The sequence below is a fragment of the Paenibacillus xanthanilyticus genome (assembly GCF_042682185.1).
Taxonomy (GTDB): domain Bacteria; phylum Bacillota; class Bacilli; order Paenibacillales; family Paenibacillaceae; genus Paenibacillus_Z; species Paenibacillus_Z xanthanilyticus.
In genome coordinates this window covers 131030-149611 of sequence record NZ_JBHUHA010000001.1, presented here as the reverse complement: position 1 = coordinate 149611, position 18582 = coordinate 131030, and the positions used below count along the sequence as shown (strand labels likewise).

Annotated in this window: 12 protein-coding genes; 1 reads left to right on the top strand and 11 read right to left on the bottom strand. The window is 59.0% G+C overall.

Annotated features, from left to right (window positions below; translation table 11 throughout):
- Positions 1-283: 283 nt before the first annotated feature.
- Positions 284-1027, top strand: a complete 744-nt coding sequence (locus ACFSKT_RS00700) for a 4'-phosphopantetheinyl transferase family protein (RefSeq protein WP_377719878.1) — start codon at positions 284-286, stop codon at positions 1025-1027.
- Between the two features lie 39 nt (positions 1028-1066).
- Here ACFSKT_RS00700 and ACFSKT_RS00695 read toward each other — a convergent pair whose 3' ends face one another.
- From ACFSKT_RS00695 to ACFSKT_RS00645, 11 genes are all read right to left on the bottom strand, one after another.
- Entirely contained in the window at positions 1067-1687 is a 621-nt protein-coding gene (locus ACFSKT_RS00695; RefSeq protein WP_377719877.1) for a M15 family metallopeptidase, read from the bottom strand.
- 205 nt (positions 1688-1892) lie between these two features.
- Complete coding sequence (locus ACFSKT_RS00690) at positions 1893-3725, bottom strand: UbiD family decarboxylase (protein WP_377720622.1); 1833 nt, start codon at positions 3723-3725, stop codon at positions 1893-1895.
- Positions 3726-3912: 187 nt separating this feature from the next.
- Positions 3913-5526, bottom strand: a complete 1614-nt coding sequence (locus ACFSKT_RS00685) for a stalk domain-containing protein (protein ID WP_377719876.1) — start codon at positions 5524-5526, stop codon at positions 3913-3915.
- Positions 5527-5682: 156 nt separating this feature from the next.
- Positions 5683-7314 (bottom strand): response regulator, encoded by a 1632-nt coding sequence (locus tag ACFSKT_RS00680; protein WP_377719875.1) that lies wholly within the window; start codon positions 7312-7314, stop codon positions 5683-5685.
- Complete coding sequence (locus tag ACFSKT_RS00675; RefSeq protein ID WP_377719874.1) at positions 7311-9077, bottom strand: cache domain-containing sensor histidine kinase; 1767 nt, start codon at positions 9075-9077, stop codon at positions 7311-7313. Before ACFSKT_RS00675 ends, ACFSKT_RS00680 begins: the two co-directional genes overlap by 4 nt.
- A 28-nt stretch (positions 9078-9105) precedes the next feature.
- Positions 9106-10671 (bottom strand): ABC transporter substrate-binding protein, encoded by a 1566-nt coding sequence (locus ACFSKT_RS00670; RefSeq protein ID WP_377719873.1) that lies wholly within the window; start codon positions 10669-10671, stop codon positions 9106-9108.
- A gap of 269 nt (positions 10672-10940) precedes the next feature.
- Positions 10941-11252: a hypothetical protein gene (locus tag ACFSKT_RS00665; protein WP_377719872.1), complete on the bottom strand. Its 312-nt coding sequence runs from the start codon at positions 11250-11252 to the stop codon at positions 10941-10943.
- 206 nt (positions 11253-11458) lie between these two features.
- The gene (locus tag ACFSKT_RS00660; protein WP_377719871.1) at positions 11459-14356 is read right to left on the bottom strand and encodes a carbohydrate-binding protein; all 2898 of its coding nucleotides are present in this window, start codon (positions 14354-14356) and stop codon (positions 11459-11461) included.
- A 174-nt stretch (positions 14357-14530) separates the two neighbouring features.
- Complete coding sequence (locus tag ACFSKT_RS00655; protein WP_377719870.1) at positions 14531-15373, bottom strand: sugar ABC transporter permease; 843 nt, start codon at positions 15371-15373, stop codon at positions 14531-14533.
- The gene (locus tag ACFSKT_RS00650) at positions 15373-16674 is read right to left on the bottom strand and encodes a sugar ABC transporter permease (protein WP_377776292.1); all 1302 of its coding nucleotides are present in this window, start codon (positions 16672-16674) and stop codon (positions 15373-15375) included. The genes ACFSKT_RS00655 and ACFSKT_RS00650 overlap by 1 nt, the downstream gene beginning before the upstream one ends.
- Before the next feature lie 88 nt (positions 16675-16762).
- A complete protein-coding gene (locus ACFSKT_RS00645; protein ID WP_377719868.1) occupies positions 16763-18115 on the bottom strand; it encodes an extracellular solute-binding protein in 1353 nt (450 codons plus the stop codon).
- Between the last annotated feature and the right edge of the window lie 467 nt (positions 18116-18582).

The window sequence follows — 18582 nt, the reverse complement described above, 5'->3', positions numbered from 1 at the left end:
GAATCAGGCTATGACACCCTGAGATAGTAGCTAAAAGATACCAAAAGGGTCCAAAAAAAGTCAATCGCCGATTGTTTTCGCAATCATTTTAATTCGTTTTTCTTTCATTATTTTTAGGAATTCATTCATAATTTCCGTTCGTTTTTGATAGAAACACGATTGATATCTTCAATAAATCATTGATATCTATACTTGCGGGATTGGCCGCGTAGGTCGAACGTCAGGATTTAGTTGAACGTTGCGTGAAAGGAGATTTTCCATGGGTGAGGAGGCAGACAGAGCAATGATCGAGGTCTATTACGCGCATTCCGGCGGGCACGAATGGCTGCTGGACGAACGCGCCGCGGAAGCTGCGCTGACGGGGGAGGAGCTCGACCGATACCGGGCTTACCGGACGGACATGAAGCGCAAGGAGTTCCTCCTCGGGCGCCTTATGATGAAAAGCCTGCTGGGCCGAAAATACGGCATATCGCCTCATGCCGTGAAGCTAAGCACGACGACATACGGCAAGCCGGCTTATCCGGGCGAATGGCAGTTTAATCTGACGCATGCGAACGGCGTCGTCGCCTGCGCGATGACTCTGCATCGGCGGGTGGGCATCGACTTGGAATATATGGAGGCGTCCAATCTTAATCTGGTCGGTCATGTTTGCTCGCAGGAAGAACGAAACTATGTGCAGGCGAACGCCGGATTGGAGCTCCAGGCCTTTTACGAGATTTGGACCAAGAAAGAAGCGCTGATCAAGGCGCTGGGCACGGGCTTCGCGATGGACCCGAAGGAGATCCGGATCGCGCTCGGCATACAGCGGGGCGAACGGGACGGCTGGCTGTTCCTGGAGCCTCGCCAGCTCCTGCCGTCTTATCAGCTCGCGGTCGCCGTAGAGCTGCTCGAGACCGAACGCGACCCGGTCCGGATGACGATTGAGGCGTGGGACGTCGTCTATCCGTCTGGATGGACAAGCGACGGCGGCCGATCGCCTCGCGATGCGAGTTCCTCCTTCAGTTCGTCTTCAAGACGCTATCCCTGAACGGACGGACGAATCGACCGCACGGTCCCCGATACCCCGTTAGTGTTCGTCCGTCGGCATCGGGGGCCTTTTGCCCTGCCGGAGCTCTCGGATCGACAAGCCGAAATCCATCTGCAGATGCGGATAGTCCGGGAAGCTCTCCCAATCGCCGCCCCAGCTGAAGCCGAGCGACTTCGCCAGCCAGACGATCTCCATCCAATCCGATTGTCCGTCCCGGTTGCCGTCGTAATCCAAATCCCAAATGATCTCGCCATCTCCCGTCTCGATGGCAAAGTCGACGGCAAGGCCGTAATTATGATAGGAATGTCCGCCCTTCACGTTCGTCACGATTGATCCGGGCGTCTCCCTCCCCTTCCGGTACAGCGCGTCCTGCTCGGCCGCGGAGCGAAAATCGTCCGTGATCCGAATCGTTATGCCGCGTTTCTTGCCCGCTTCCTTGAGCTGATGGGCTTTCGCCGCCACCTCGGGATGCAGCCCGGTAATCGGTTCCGGGTGCCGCACGATTTCGACGGGCATGCATTCAATGATGACGGCAGTCAACAGTACGAGAAAGGCGAACCACAGCATAAATCGGCGGATCGGGCGTTTCTTCTTCTTCTTCGGCTTGTGGGGGATGACGTGTTGCGGTATAGGCTGCATGCTTCCAACTCTTTCTTTCATGAATGATCAACTTCCTAATCTACAGGCAAGGCAGGTTTCCCGTTCTCCTTCGCCGTCCGTCTTTCTTATTCCAACGAGTCGGGCCGTCAAAAAGCAAGCTCATGTGAGCAAGGGGATACGAATATCCCGTTCCCGTGCGGGCAGCGCGGGCAGGAAGACCTATAGAACGAAAAAACCGCGAATATCGCGGTTTTTGGGCGAATGGCTATAAGCGAACCTTCTCGAGGCTTCCGCCTTTGGCGAACAGCCGCTCCACCCGCTTCTCTACGGCCGGATCCGGGATGAGCGGCGGCGCATGGTGCGGCTTCAGGCGCGCGTCGATGATCAGATTGTCGCAGCCCCAATGCTTGAACTCGTAGCCGGCGTTCACGCCGTGTATATCATGGGATGGGTTGCTTCGCGTGAAGGCCGCCCATAAGAAATTGTCGAATTTCGCGGTCATGAAGTCGCTGTCGTCGCAGATGACGATAAGCGGGCATTCCGGCAGATCCCCGCGCTCGCGAATCGCCTCGCCGAGCAGACCGAGCTCCCGCTCCGCTTCCGCGTAGCTCGCGAATGCCGGCCCCTGCAGGGCTACGGCCCCCGGCATGATCAGCTTCGCGTTCGGGAAGTCTCTCAGCTCGCGGAGCGCCTCCGGCACCTCGCGGCAAAGCTCGCGCTTCTTCTCTCCGTAGGCTGCGAACACGACTTTGCTTCCGCTGTTGAGTCCCGTCCCGGAATAATCGAGCGTGTCGATCGTCGTATTCGTATGAAAATGGACGTCGCGCCGCAAATCCATCCGCTCCAGCATGTACCCCATGAATTCCGCCTCGCGATGCGTCGTGACCGGAACGTCGTCTTCGGCGGTGATGAACAAATATTTCGCCAAGCTGAGCTGTCCCGTGCCGAGAATGCGGCTGGCCAGCGTCAGCAGCTCGGTCGGCTGCTTCACGCGCTGATAAGGCGTATAACGTTCGCTGCCGAGCGCCAGCAGCAGCGGGTGAACACCGGCGGCATCGACCGCATGCACCTTTTCCACGCCGGGAATCTCCTGCTTGATCGCGTCGCCGGTCAGCTCGTGAATGAGCGCCCCGAAGCTCGTATCCTCTTGCGGCGGACGGCCGACGACCGTGAACGGCCAGATGGCGTTCGGCTTGGCATACACCTTATGGACGTGCAAATACGGGAACGGATGCGTGAGGCTGTAATAGCCCAGATGGTCGCCGAACGGCCCTTCGGGCTTCGTCTCGTTCGGCCGAAGCTCGCCCGTAATGACGAAATCCGCGTCATGGCTGATGCAGTACCCGTCCTCGTATCCGTAGCGGAAACGGCGACCGGCCAGCAGTCCGGCGAACGTCATCTCGCTCAAGCCTTCGGGCAGCGGCATCACGGCCGATAGGGTGTGGGCCGGCGGCCCGCCGACGAAGATGCTTACTTTGAGCGGTTCGCCCCGTTTACTCGCCTTCTGCTGATGAACGCCGATGCCCCGGTGGATTTGGTAGTGGACGCCGACCTCTTCGTTCAAGGCATACGCGTTGCCCGTCAGCTGGATTCGGTACATGCCCAAATTCGCGTTCATAATGCCCGGCTTGGCGGGATCCTCGGAATACACCTGCGGCAGCGTGACGAAGGCGCCTCCGTCCATCGGCCAGCTCTGGATGAGCGGCAGATCGGAAATCCGAATCTCCTGCGACAGCATCGGACCTCGGCCGTTCTTCTTGGCCGGAAGCGCCTTGGAGGCGGCAATGCCCGTCGAGAGATGGCTGAACGGCCGCTTCAGCGCCTGCATCGGATCGCCGCGCAAATCCATCACCCGGCGCACGCCTTCGAGCGTGTCGCGGAACATGAACTTGCTGCGCTCAAGCGTCCCGAACAGATTCGATACCGCCCGGTATTTCGAGCCTTTCACGTTCTCGAACAGCAGCGCCGGCCCGCCCGCCTCATACACCTTCAGATGGATCGACGCCATCTCGAGGTAAGGGTCGACCTCCTCCTTGATCCGCACCAAATGACCGTGACGCTCCAGATCCGCCACGCATTCTTCCATATTCCGATACATCCGCATGCTCCAATCCATGAATAAATAGTATACCTCCTACTGTAGCATCCGGGATTGTCCCCGTCAAAAACCGACGAAAGTCGCGAAGACGAAGCGACTTTCGCCGAGCTTGCAGGACGGTTCATCCAGCATCGCGGAATGACGAAGAACCGACTCCGCCGGGCAGAATCGGTTCCAGTCCAGTACGCTATTGGGCGAAGGGATTCTCGTTCGTGACCGTTACAGTCGCGACGGCCGTCGCGTTCGATGCGGCTTCGAATCGCCCCTCCGCCTTGTAGGCGCGGCCGTCCGCTAAATATTCACGGAATGTATACGTCCCCTCCGGCGCGAATACCCGGAATACACCGTCAAGAACGGGAACCGTGAGCAGGTACTTGCCGTCGCTGCCATAGGCGTGCAGGAATCCGGATTTGCCGATGGCCTCCTCGGCGAACGACAGGCTCCCCGCGACGTTCGTCGCCGGCACGCGCACCTGTTCAAGATCGGCGCGGCCGTCTTTCACGACGAACGGCCGTTGCACGATCCCCGCCCAACTATATGTCGAGATGCCCATAAGCGTGTAACTGCCGTCCGGCACATCAAAGTAAGCCTTAGTGCCTGTCCATTGAAACGGCCAATATTGTTCGTCGTTCCCGCCCGCCGAACGGATATAAGCCGTTCCGTCTTCGATGAGCTGACCCTCGGCCCCCAGGAAAGCAAGGGACGGCACGAGCGGCTGCGTCTCCTGTATGCGAAGCCACTTGCTCAAGCCTTTGGATTCCGCGAATCGCGCCGGCGTGTCTCCGAAGCGATTCGTTCGCTGCGGATCAGCGCCCGCGCGCAGGAGGAGCTGCACGATCGGATAACTCTGTGCTTGCACGGCCTTATAGAGCGACTCGTCGTTCCGCGGGTCGGCCCCGTGCTTGAGCAAAGCCTCGACCATCGTAGGCAGCGGGTATTGGTTCTTGAACGCTCCGCCGTTCCGCGAGACGCCGATGGTCCCCGACGCTAGCTCGAGCAGCGTCGTGCCTTCGCGGTCCTTCGAGTTCGGGTCGAAGCCGTTCTCGAGCAGCCAGGACAGCATCGCCGCGTCTTGTTTTATGATCAGGTCGTGGCCGCTCCGGACGGACACCCGCTCGACGGATGCGCCGTGGGTGACGAGCATGTTCACGGCCGCCAAGCCTCCGCTGGCAATGGCTTTGTCGAGCGGCGTGGAATCGCCGTAATGCTTGTTCGTCGCGTTCGGGTCGATGCCTCGCTTCAATAGCCGCTCGATCGCGGCCGCGTCGCCTCGCATCGCCGCCTGGAACATATCTTTCTGCATGGCCGCGAGCTCCTGCGGCGTATACCCGATGCGCAGCTGCTTCTTCTTCGCGTCGTATATAACCGGTTCGTCAAGCGCCAGCGCGATGAACTGGCTCGGCACGAACAGCCTCCCCTTCGCGAGCGTCGGCGCCTCTTTAAGCAGAACCGATTGGCCGCCGATCTGCACGAGCTTGTCGTTCAGCGCGGCCTTCAGCACAAGCGTGCCACGGGTCACCGTAATATTTCCCCGATCCAATACACTTGCCGCGCCGCTTGCATCGAGCACCGCTTTCATCGGCACCATGATGGTGCCCCGCAGCGCGTAGGGCGGCGCAGGAAGCGCAAGCTTGGCCCCGCTCTTGACGACCGTGATCGATACGGTCGTCGCGCTTGGCTGGGCGGCTGCGGCGACAGGCGCGTACGGCAAGCTGGTCTCGGCCGCCAGCAGCGCCATGGCGATCATAATGGCATAAACGGTCAAGCGTGATTGTTTGTTCTCTTGCATCAATCCTGGCATGGTTGAAGCCCCCAATAACTTTTCTTTTACGGATTGCAACTACTGCTTCACCCCCAATTCGACGCCGCGCGCGAATTCCCTTTTTTGTTGTTACGCTCCCGCTGCGCGCCCTTCAAACGCAAAGAACGGGCGCTAACGCCGCGCCCGTTCCCCATCTTATTGCGCCTTCCGATGCGACTTGCGATAATCGTGGGGATTGCTGCCGTACACTTTGCGGAACAGCCGGGCGAAATAGGAAAAGTTGCTGTAGCCGAGACTGTCCGCGATTTCGCTGACGCTCCGCTCCGTCGCGCCTAGCTGCTCGGCGGCCCGGCGCATTTTGGCCTGCAGGATGTAGTGGGTCAGCACCATACCGGTTTCCTTGCGGAACAAGCGGGACAAGTAAGCTGGATTCAAATACACGTGCGCCGCCAGCTCCTCCCGCGATAATTCGTCCGCGATATGCGTCTCGATGTATGCTTTCAGCTTCTCCACGACCGGGCTCGCGCCGGATTGTCCGCCGGCGAGCAGCGCCTGCAGCGCGCGCAGCAGCTCCTCCGCCCAGCGTCGGAAGTGCTCCACCGACTTGGTCGGTTCGGCGGATTCGAGCGGTTTGTTCTCCTCGTAAAGATGGTGAATGGCGTAACCGCCTCGATGAAGCGCGTAATATACGACCTGCTGCAGCGTCAGATGAAGCTCCCGAAGCGATTCGACCGTGAGCGGCTCCCCTTCCTCCTGCTGCAGCAGCGCATCCAGCTGACAGAGCACCGGTTCGATCTCGCCCCGTTCCGTCCACTCCCCCCAATCCTGTATCCACTGGCGGAACGCTTTTCCTTCACGGCTACCGCTCCAAGACTGCCGCCCCTCGGGCGCCAGCGTGACGCATCGGATAACCTCCTGCTTGCGGTTCACGTTGCGGTACTCCGCATTTAACAAGCCGTAATATGCATGCAGCATCTCGCGAAGCGGCGCGATCTCGCTGGCGTAGCAAGACAGCTTGCAGAAGAAATATCGGCTGCCGACCTCGATGTACGTTTCGCACAAGCGCGCGATAGCCGCTTCATCCAGGACCGCTCCGTTGCCGCGCAGGATCAGCAGACTGTTCCCGCGGTGATCCGCGAGCGCATACCCGGGAATCGAGGCGAGTATCGTCTCCTCCGCCGCCTTGCGCAGCGCGAATTCCATAATTTCCTCGTCTCGCTCATTCAGCGGCTTATCCCAGTTCTCCACGCTGATCAGAATCAGACAGACGGGCGAATTCTCCGTCAGCGGAATGCCGTATTGGGCCAGCGTCGCATCCATCGCTTGATGAGGAAAACCGATGCGCCGGCTCAGCACGTCCTGCCAGAACCGTTCCACCAGCAGCGGCTTCTGGCTTTCCCACATCCGCTCCACCTGTCGGTATCGTTCCTCTTCCTCGTCCGCCTTCCGTCTCTGCGCGATCTTCGCCGTCAGCTTCAGGAGCACCTGCTCCATGTCCGCGTACATGACCGGCTTGAGTAAATAATCATACCCGCCAAGCTGCAGCGCCTTCTGCGCGTAGCTGAATTCCGAATGACAGGTGAGGACGATGATCTCCGGGTCCCGGCCGCTGCCGCGAATCCATTCCATCAGCTGAAGCCCGTTCTCCTCCGGCATCTCGATGTCGCAAATGACGATATCGATGTCGTGCGCGGCCAGCAGCTCGCGCGCCATCTCGGCATGATAGGCTTCGTACACCTCCGTCTCGCCGAGCAAATTCCAATTGACGCCGGAACGCAGCCCTTTGACCGCATACCATTCGTCGTCGACGACCAGCACCCGAATCATGCAGGTTCACTCCTTTTGATGGTAGGTTGGATGCGCGGCAGGCCCAGACGCACGAGGGCGCCATGCGGTTCGCCGCGTTCGAACGACAGCCGAACACCCGTCTGATAATACAGCCGGCACCGTCGGGCCACATTCCATAAGCCGATATGCCCATCCGGCGCCTCGATGCGCTGCACCCGCTGCGTAAGCTCGTCGATCTGCTCGCCGGTTAGCCCTTTGCCGTTGTCCGACACTTCGATCACGATCGGCGTATCCGGGGCCTCGTCGTCCGTGCGAACGGTCACCGTAATCTTGAACGGTTCGCCCCCGCGGACCTTGAAGCCGTGAATGACCGCGTTCTCGACCATCGGCTGCACGATGAGCGGGGGCACTTCCAGCGTCTCCAGCTCGGGAGCGAGCGCGAACTCAAAATCGAACGAATTCGGAAACCGGTGCTTCTGGATCGACAAATAATGAAAGCTGTGTTCCAGCTCTTCCTTGAGCGTAATCGAGCTCACCTGCGTCCGCGTCGTGTACCGGAAATAGTTCACGAGGTGAAGCGCGATGCTCTGTATAATGTCGAAGCTGCGGATTTGCGCCAGCTGATAGACGATGTTGAGCGAGTTCATGAAGAAGTGCGGATGAATCTGCGCCTGCAAATGCCGAAGCTCCGCCTCCTGGGTGCGGATGCGTTCCTCGTAAATGTCGATTTTCAAATGTTTGATCTGCTCGGCCATGCCATTGAACGTATCCTTCATCGTCGTGAATTCGACGAGCCGCGCCGCCTCCAGACGGGCGCTCAAATCGCCGGCGCGGATTTTGCGCATTCCCTTGATGAACTGGTGGATCGGCGTGACGATCGCGCGCTGCAAGAAGATCAAGTAGACGATCAGCAGCGCGAGCGCGAGGAGCGGCACCACATACGTCAAATAGCGAAAGAGCGGCAAATTCTCCAGCAGCTTGCGCTCCGGCAGCAGCAGCAGCAGCGTCATCCCCGCCGCCCGCGACGGCTTGGCGACGAGCAAATGCGGCTCGCTGAGCTCGACGATGTTGTACAGGTCGTCCTGCTCCTGCAAATACGCATCGAACGGAAGCGCCCGAAGCCTCTCGGCGCTCGCGCCGGCCAGCGCGGAGATGACTTCTCCGTTGGACGACACGAGCACCGCTTCGCCCTGCCCGGCCTTCGAAAGCTCCCGCATCGGCTGCATCAGGCGGTCGAGATTCACCCAGGCGCCGACGGAGGAGCCATAATTCGTATCGACGACGCGAACGAGGCCGTAGCTGCCGTCCGACTCCACGATGTTCCATCCCGAGTAGAGCTTTGATCCCGGCTTTTCCTTGCGAAGCGCCTCCAACAGTCGTTCCTTCATCCGTCCTTTGCGCTCGTAGGTGATGGTATGCTGCTGCGCCGCGATGAGCTCTTCGTTCGTCTGGCTGTAGGCGAACAGCAGGTCGGCCGCATCGTAATAATTCGTATTCAAATTCAAATCCGCGGCCGTCTGTGTTTGAGCGAGGTAATAGTTCCAGCTCATCGGCTTGTATTGGCCCAGCGCGAGGAGCTGTTCGTTCTGTTCCGCGCTGCGGTAGAGATAGTTCTGGATTTCCTCCAGCGCCTTGTCCATATCGTTCATGTACATCGTGAGCAAGTTCTGGTTCGACTGCGCCACCTGCGAATGGACGACCTTCGTCGCGTATTGGTTGTTCCACAGCAGCAGAAGGGCTAACGGGACCGTGACGATGCTGAAGCCCAAAATAAGCCGTGAACGCAAAGTTGCTTGCTTCATGTTCTCCCCCTAAGTCGATCGATCTGCGCTAGCGCGCCCCGCCGTCCGTTCGCGAACGAACCCAGGCATCCAGCTGCCGCTGCTTCTCCCGGATCACGACGTCCGCGCCGGCCGCCTTCAGCTTCTCCTTGTACATCGGCAGCACGATGGCCGGATCGACCGCGCCCGAGTTGATGGCCGGCGCGAACATTTGATCCACGTTGCCGCAGGCGGCGATCTCGGTCTTGACGGGATCGGGATTAAAGACGAAGCCAAGCGCGAGCGACGGCTCCGCTTGCGCGTTGAACGCCTTGTATTCCTCCCATAGCAGCGGGTTCTCATTCGCCCACAAGTACGAGTGCATCTGGTTGCCGAATATCCACGGCTGATTCAGATTATAACCGGTCGTCTTGGCATCTACCCCGGGCGGGTAATCGATAATGCCTTCGCCTTTCATGACGTAATGCTTGCCTTCGATTCCCCAATCAAGCAGGTTCAGCAGCTCCCGGTCGGCGTATAGCAAATTGAGCAGCCGCATCGCCTTCTCCGGATGCTTGCTCGTGCGCGGGATGGCAAACATGGCGCTCGTCGTATCGGCCGTCGTCGTATACGGCTTCGTCAGGGTCACCGTCACCATCGGCATGCCGGTATCGCGTGACGCCTGATTGTCGAAGCCAGGCTTGAACGATTCCGCGTAGGCAAACGCGCTTCCGGCCTTGACCGCCTCGAATTCGTAGTCCTTGGACACGGCGGCGTCCAGATTGAAGAACCCGGCCTTGTTCCACGCGTGCATCAGCTTCGCGTACGTCTCGAATTGAGGCGTCTCGACCATATTCACGACTTGCGTAACGCGGCTCTCGCGATCGAGCACGCCCGGCCCGTCGCCGAGCATATCGAACAGCCCGTACTGCATCATGAACGTGAACGGACTGCGGTCCGCCCCGGCCTGGAGCGGAACCATGCCAGGCTCGTTCTCCTTGATCGTAAGGAGGATCGGCGTCAGATCCGACAGCTGCCGCACGCCAGACAAGTCGATATCGTATTTCTCGACCAAATCCTTGCGCATCACGACGCCTTTGCTGGCGGCGAACTCCTTGTTCACGGCGATGCCATAGATTTGACCGTTGATCTGGCCGGCTTCGACGATCGAAGGATCGAGCGTGGCCGTAATGGCTTCGCCGTAACCGCGCAGCAGGTCGGAGAGCGGCAGGAAACGGCCTTTGGCCGCCTCGTCCCCGAACCGCATCCAACCGGCGGTGAAGAGCAGGTCGATCTGTTCGTTCTTCGCGAACATGAGGTTCGTCTTGTCCCACCAGCCGCCCATGTCGACGGGCCGCAGCTCGACCGTCGCGTCGATGAGCGGCTTCAAGCGCTCGTTGATGGCCGCCTGGACGAGCGGAAGATCCCGCGGCGTGCTGCCGGCGGGGAACATCATGATCAGCTTGTCGGTCTGCGCTTGCTCGGGCACGGCGCCGGCGGACATTGTTCCTTCCTCCGTTTTGGCAGGCGGGCTGTGCTCTCTCCCTCCCGCCCACAACCAGACCGCCGCGCTGAGGACGGCGGCCGCTATGATTACGCTTACATATCGAAGCGAGCGAGTTCGTTGTCGTTGCATCGTTATGGCCTCCGAATGATCACTTACGATGAATTCTATTATCATAGCGCAGTTTCGACAGGTTGACTAACACGATTGTGAGCAAGAAGAGCAAATTTGTGACTTGTATTTGATCGCGCGGCCATTGCTTGGCTTTGACGAGTCAAGGCGAAACGGCTGGCGCTGGTTTATACGGCATAAGTTCATCAATAAACGGGAATTAAAAATAAAAAAAGCCGCGGTTGCCCGCGGCCCTGCCTTGAGCCGCCGAGTAAGCGGCTCGCGCCGGATCAAATCTTCGTGATCGGCCGGTATGTATAATCCTTCGTGATGCGCAGCATTTTTATCGAGCGGATCCCTTTCGGCTTCGGGTTGGTCACCTTGAACTCCATGTGGGGACTGATATTCTTGAGCTCCGCATCCACATCGAAGACTTCCTTGATCAGCCGGACGTAATCACCGACCGTTGCTTGCTTGCCCTTGTCGAGAAACAATTCATGCTGTTCGTTCTTCACCTCGTAATAGCCGACGGCTTCCACGGTGACGAAGTATTTATCTTTCGTGACGGTAGTATCGGTTTCCTTAATAAATTCCTTGTTCATCGAATCGTTTCCCCTTTAGTCGGATCGGTGTCGGTAAAGTCGCGAATGGGCATCGATGTGTTTGAAAGTCCTGCCTATTACGATATCCAAAATAACCAACCTGATACATGGAAGGCTCGCCGATGAACAGCGAAACGCAACAAAGCCGCGGTTACCCGCGGCATTTGTCATATGGCCAAATTACGTGCTTAAGACGACGCGCTGGCTTACCAGCCGCTGTTGCCTGCGCCTCGGACGATCGTATACTGATTGTTCGGGTTGAGCAGACCGCCGGAAGCCGCGCCGGTCACGGTCACGTTACTGAAATTGCCCGTGCCGTTCACACCGTCGAACACGAGGCCGTACGTGCCCGCGCTGTTGATTTTCACATTATTGAAGGTGATGTTGCTAATCGTCTGGTTGTAGCTCAACTTAATGCCTTCGTAGGTGCTGCCATTCAGCTCGAGCGTATCCACGACGACCGGCGCGGTAATACTCTGATTCTCCGCATAAATCCATAGCCCGCCGAAGCTGGTGTTCCAGTTCGGTTCCCAGCCGCCCGTACGGTTGAGCGTATTGCGCTTCACCTCGGTCGTGCCGCTGAAGGCGACCGCATTAAACCTCGTGCTCACGACGATGCCCGAAGAAGCGGTCACCGTGTCCGACCCGATGTTGTCGAGAATTTTGTTGTCCTTCCCGCCGTATAGAGCGAAGGTGTTCGCGAGCACCGGCACCTGCGCCGTGTTGTAACGGAACGCGCAGTTCTCGTTCGCCGAACCGTCGGACCACATGGCGAAGGCGTCGTCGCCGGTATTGCGCACGCTCAGATGACTAATCGTCGTGTTGCGCACGCCGCCATGCAGGTTGACGCCGTCGGCCCATGTGTTGCGCACGCGGCCGCCGGCGACGAACAGCCCGTCGGTGCCGGATTGAATCCAATAGCCGACCTTCGTATGCTCCACCCATACGTTCTGAATAAGCGAGCCGGTGCCGAAGTTGCCTTCGAATGCGGCATGATCCGCGCTGTCGTTGCGATAGAGCGAATCGCCCGTAATCGCCAGGTCTGTCACCTTCACGCTGCTGCCCGTGCCGTAGAATCCGCCTTTGCCGCCGGTACCCTGCAAATTCGTATGCCACATTCCCGCACCGCGAACATGGACGTTGTCGACATTGACGCGGTCATTCATGCGGAACGTACCCGCCGGAATCCACACCCCGGCCTTGCCCGTCGATTTGGCACTTGCGATCGCGTCGCGAATCGCCTGCGTGTCGTCGCCCGCATCGCCCGCCACGGCGCCGAACGACGCGATGCTGACGAAATTGGCCGGCATGCCGTATGCAGCATCGACCTGCTCCAAGTCGATCAGATCGATCGTATAGGAAGCGGCCGTATCGCCGGAATCCTTCTGAAGCTTCACCGTCGCGCCCGCCGGAATGTTCGCGGTCAGGAACCGGCTCTCGTCGAAGAAGCGATGGCCGTTCCCGCCGGCCGGGTTGTCATTGTACGGATAATCGCCGTATGTCCAAGCATACTTGGACGATAAATTCAGCGTCTGCGCTTTCGCGCCGTTCACATACAGGCTCAAGGTCGAGTTGATGCCGCCGCCGGCCGACGCATCCGGCAGACTATAGCGGACGACCAGGCTATTCGCGGCCTTCGGCGCCGTCCACTGCACATATTGCCCGGTTGTGCTCAGCTTCACGGCGCGCCGGCCGGAAGCTTCCGATTGCAGCGTCAGGTATGTCCGGTTCTCGGCCAACACTTGACCGTTCGTCGTCCCGGCCTCCGCCTCCAATTCCTGATAAGGCAGCGTAGCGCCGCGGTCCGCGAGCGGCTGGCCGCCGGTTACGGACGCATAATCGATGCCGACGCCACCCGTATTGCCGCCGTCCATTTGATAAGAGATTGTATTGAGTCCTTTGCGCAGCGGCAGCGTCTCGCTCTTCGTCCCCCAAGCGCTGCCGGTATTGGCAAGCGTCGTCGTCAGCGCATAGACGCCGTTGACGTAGACATTGAGCGTTTTGCCGGAGCCGGTCGCATTCGAATAGCGCAGGGCTACGGCTGAGCTGCCCGCCGCCGCCATGTTCGCGGTGAACACGACGCGCGCGCCGGTGCCCGCGAAGTTCTGCACGCCGGTGGCGTTCTTGGTAACGCCGCCCGAGATGAATTGATCCTCCGCCTGATACAGCTGCCCCGTGCCCGGGTCAGGATTCGGGTCCCGATTCGGCGCGGTCGGTTCGGCACCCAGCGTCACATGGTCGACGTTGACATTGCCGCTGTCGGTCGAATCGAACTGGTAGCGAATCGTATTGCTGCCCGCATTCAACGAAAGCGACTCCGTCTTCGTGCTCCACGTATCCCAGTTCGCCGTTGCAGGGAGCGTCGTCTGCAGCGCCTTCACGCCGTTGACATAGATGCTTAATGTCTTGGCCGAGCTTGTTCCGTTCGCATAACGAAGCGTAACGTCGCGGCTGCCGGCATACGTTTGATTGACCGTATAGGCGATGGCGGCGCTCCCTTTATTTCCGTCGGTGAAGCCGCCCACGAAGCCGGTTCCCGTGTAGCCCGTATGGTCGGCCGCGATGACCGCGCCGCCTGTAAGCGTCGCGCTCTCGGCCTCCAATCCGGTTGACGGCTGCTGCACGACTGGATCGATATCGACCTTGTCGATATTGACATTGCCGGAATCGGTCGCATCGAACTTGTATTGTATGGTGTTAGAGCCCGCCTGCAGCGTGACGACCTCCGTCTTGGTGCCCCAGCTGTCCCAGTTCGCGGTTGCCGGCAGCACGACCTGCTTCACCTTCACGCCGTTAACGTACAGACTGACGGTCTTGTCGCTGCCGGTCCCGTTCGCGTACCGAAGCACGGCATTATGGCTGCCTGACGATGAAGCGCTTACAGTAAAACGCGCGGAAGCATTGCCTTTATTCGCGTCGGTGAAGCCGCCCACGAAGCCCGATCCGGAATAGCCGACGTGATCGGCAGCCGTGACGGCGCCTCCGGATAATACAGCCGATTCCGCCTCGTAGGCGGCGGCGAATACGGCCTGATTCCAAGGCAGCTGGCTTAGCAGCATGCTCCCGATGATCGTGCCGGTTAAAGCGAGTTTGCGATTACGCATTATGGCTCCTCCTTCAAGTTGTCGTTCGATTCATCCTATCCCCTTGTGCTTCATGACGGACAGCATTCGATCTCTGTCCCTTATCGCCCCCTTTCGTCGCCGGACGCGGGTCGCAATCAGGCGCAAGCGCCATGCGCGCCCGACCATTGGCTCATGGAACGAACGCGCATTACGCTATCCTTTGCTGCCCCCCTCCGCCAAGCCCGAGATCAAATACCGCTGCAGGAACAAGAACACGGTCGCGATCGGAATCGCGATGAGGAACGTCCCGGCGGCGAAAATCGTGAAGCTGTTCGCGAATTTGTCGTTGACGAGGTTGTACAGGCCGAGCGCCAGCGTGAATTTCTCCGGCGTGCGCAGGATAATGCGCGGCGTCAGGAAATCCATGAACGGCGCCATGAAGGTGAACAAGCCGACGACCGCCATGATCGGGGACGCGAGCGGCATCAAGATCCGGAAGAATATCGTCAGGCTGCTCGCGCCGTCGATCTTCGCGGATTCGTCGAGATCGCGCGGCAGCGTGTCCATGTACCCTTTCACGAGGAACACGTTCATCGGCAGCCCGCCGATCACGTAGATGAGGATCAGTCCGGCGAACGTGTCGAACAGATGCACCAGATTGAGCAGCAGGTAGATCGCGACCATGCCCATCAGCACCGGGAAAATCTGCAGGACGAGGAACAGCAGAATGCCGTTCTTGCGTCCGACGAATTGGAACCGCGAGAAGACGTAGGCGACGATCGAGACGAGCGCCACCGACGCGGCCGCGTTGATGAAAGCAATGATGAGCGTGTTTTTGTACCACAGGACGTAATCGCTGCGCGGGTCCTTGAAGAGATATTCGTAGTTCGCCAGCGACCAGTTGTCCGGGATCAGCTTCGCGCTGAACAAGCTGCTGCCGGGATTGAGCGAGATGCTGAACGCCCACAGCAACGGGTATGCGATAATGACGACCATGAACAGCACGACCATGTAGATGCCGGCCACTTCGAGCTTCGATTTGAACGAATGCCGCATTAGTAGACCCCCTCCTCTTTGAAGGAACGCGTCCGGCGGAATTGGTACAGCGCGAACGCCGCGACGATGAGCCCCATAAGGATCGAGATGGCGGCAGCCATCATGTAGTTGTTCTCCTTGAACGTCAGGCTGTACACCCACGAGATAAGAATATCGGTCGCGCCCGAATTTTGCCCCGGCACCGGCGGGCCGCCCTTGTTGAACAAATAGATAATGTTGAAGTTATTGAAGTTGTACGAATACTGCATGATGAGCAGCGGCGCGGTCGCATACATCATGTGCGGGAACGTAATATGGCGAAGCTTGTTCCATCTCGTGCCCCCGTCGACGTCCGCCGCCTCGTACCAGTCCTTCGAGATGCTCTGCAGCACGCCGGTGAACAGCGTGAACACGTACGGGAAGCCCAGCCAAATTTGGATCAAAATAATCGCCACGCGCGACCACGTCGGGTCGGTCAGCCACGGGATGCTCGTGCCGAAGAGCGACATGATGTCCAGGTTGATCGTGCCGAACGTATCGTTGAACATCGCCGCGAAGACGAGCACGGTCATGAACGACGGCACCGCCCACGGCAGGATGAATACCGTGCGGATCGCTTTCTTGCCCTTCACCCGCGCATCGTTCACCATGACCGCGAGGAAGAAGGCGAGCGCGATCTGCAGCGTCGTCGCCACCAGCGTCCAGACGACCGTCCAGCCGAGCACGGACAACAGGCTCGTCGTCCAGACCGATTCGGTGAACAGCGCCTTGAAGTTCGCGAAGCCGACCCAATCGAGCAGATGCGCCGGCGGCGAGTTGTATAGATTGTAGTTCGTGAACGCCATGCACACCATGAAGACGAGCGGGAATATGACGATCATCGCTAGCATGATGAAGGTCGGGATGACGATAAAATACGGGAACCCGCGCTCCCAGCTATCTTGGAAGGAAGTTCGCACTGACGGCTGGAAGGCGCCTCTAGCGCGCTTGCCCGCGTCGTGATAAGCATCCATCATATTCAAGGCATGAAGGCCGGCCAGAATAACGAGGACGATGACCGTCAATATTCCTTCCACCAGCAGCGTCCGGGAGTCGTCGACCTCTGGCGTATCCCCAAGCGTGACGAGCCCGACGATGCCGTCGCCGATCCACGGCAATAGCGCGATGGCGAAGCTTGCGGCCAGCGCGAGGAAGATGAATCCTTTGACGTAGCGGCGATTCGCGAATTGCCCCAATCCGGGAATGACGGACAGCAGCGCGGCCGTCTTCGGCGGCAGTGCGGCTCCGGGTTGTTTCATAGACGTATTGCTTTCCAGCTGCATATGCTTCACCTGCTTCTTCGGACTTGATACGAAAGAGGGACTGCGCCAGCCCCTCTTCCCCTTCTAGCGTTATTCGTCCGGGATGCGATTACTTCGCGCCGGCCATCTTCATCTTGTCTTCGATTTGCACGACCGCGTCGCCGAGCGACTTCTGCACGTCGCCGCCCTCGGAAATCAATTTGAGCGCATTCGCCATCGGATCCCATACATGGTCGAGCTCCGGCACCGTCGGGAACGGCATGCCGTATTGGATTTGCTGCGAGAAACCCGCGACGATCGGATCGCCGGTCAGCAGCTCGTTGTTCAGCACGGATTTGACCGGCGGCACTTCGCCCGTTTGCTTGAAATACTCGAGGGCGTTCTCTCCGCTCGTGATGAACGCCGCCAGATCGGACGCCCACTCCGGATGCTTCGAGAACTTGGAGAGCATCCAGCCTTTGACGCCGATGAAGGACGTCGGATGCGCGTCGCCTTCGAGCGTCGGAAGCGCCGTTACGCCGACGTCTTCGCCGAGCTGTTTCTTGAAGTCCATGACGGCCCAAGGTCCGCTGATGACCGCCGCCGCTTTGCCCTGTCCGAACAGGCCGCCGACGATGTCGCTGTTGACGCCTTTCGGCAAGTAGCCTTTGTCGAACCAGCTTTGGATCAGCTTGGCGCCCTTCACGGTGCCTTCTTTATTCAAGCCGTTGTCGTGGATGTCGTAGCCGCCGCTGTCGGTTGGCTTGAAGATATAACCGCCGCTTCCGCCGAGGAACGCCCAGGCGAAATAGAAGTTCGTTCCTTCGAACAAGAAGCCGTACTCCTGCTTCTTCGCGTTCGTCTTCTCCGCCGCGATTTTCTCCAGGTCGGCGATCGTCTTCGGCGGCTCCGGCAGCAGCTTCTTGTTATAGAAGAGCGCGTACGTCTCGGTGACCGCCGGCAAGCCGTACAGCTGACCGTCTTGGCTGAGCGCCTGCAGCGATTCCGGCGTGAACGTATCGAGCACCGGCTGCTCCGCCTTGATCGGCTGGACGAGTCCCTTCACGACGAGGTTGCCGATGCCCGGCTGATAGAACAGGTCCGGGCCTTTGCCCGCCGGACCGTCGAGGGCCAGCGCGTCCGGCTGGTCGTTCATCGCCATCGGCGTGACGTTGACTTTGATGCCCGTCTTCTCGGCGTACTTCTCGGCGAAGCCTTGGATGACCGGCAGCTGGGCTTTATCGTCCGCCCAGATCGTCAGCTCTCCCGGCTTAGCAGGACCCGCCGGCTCGGCTTCCGTCTCTGCGGCCGCCGCGTTGCCGCCGCCGTTCTCCGCATTGCCCGCGGATGCATTCGCGGTCGCGTTCGCAGCCGCATTGCCGCCGCTCGCCGCGTTATTGTTGTTCGATCCGCAAGCCGCAAGCCCGGCCGAAGCAACCGTCAGGCTAAGCGCGAGCAGCAGCGCCTTTTGTTTCGTCATCATGGTGAATCCCCTCTCGTTTGGTTGGTTACGAATGGAGCAAATGGACAGCATTCTTGCAGAAAGCTCTCCGTTTCTCCAGATTCATCACGCTTTTATTGTAGAATCCCGCCCCCTCCCCCCACTACCAATCCCGTGACCTGAAAGGCCAGTATTGTGACTTTGCGGAAGTGGCTGGCCTGCACGTCATCCCTATCAATTGGCTGCTGCCCATGGCGACCGATTCGACATCTAACGGTGTCACGATATTCCCGCTAGCCTGATTCCAGCCGTCTTCAGGCCAGCGAACAGATCTTTTTGCATGTCACGGATTGAAATTGGCCCGTTTGTCCCCATTTTTCTTGGTAATCATTGGATTACATTGGTAATTCGTCAAATAATATTCGCCCTAATTCGGATAATTTTACCTCTAGCTAATCTATCAGAATTATCCGACAATATTAGACGATCCTGGTTGATTCTAGGAACAT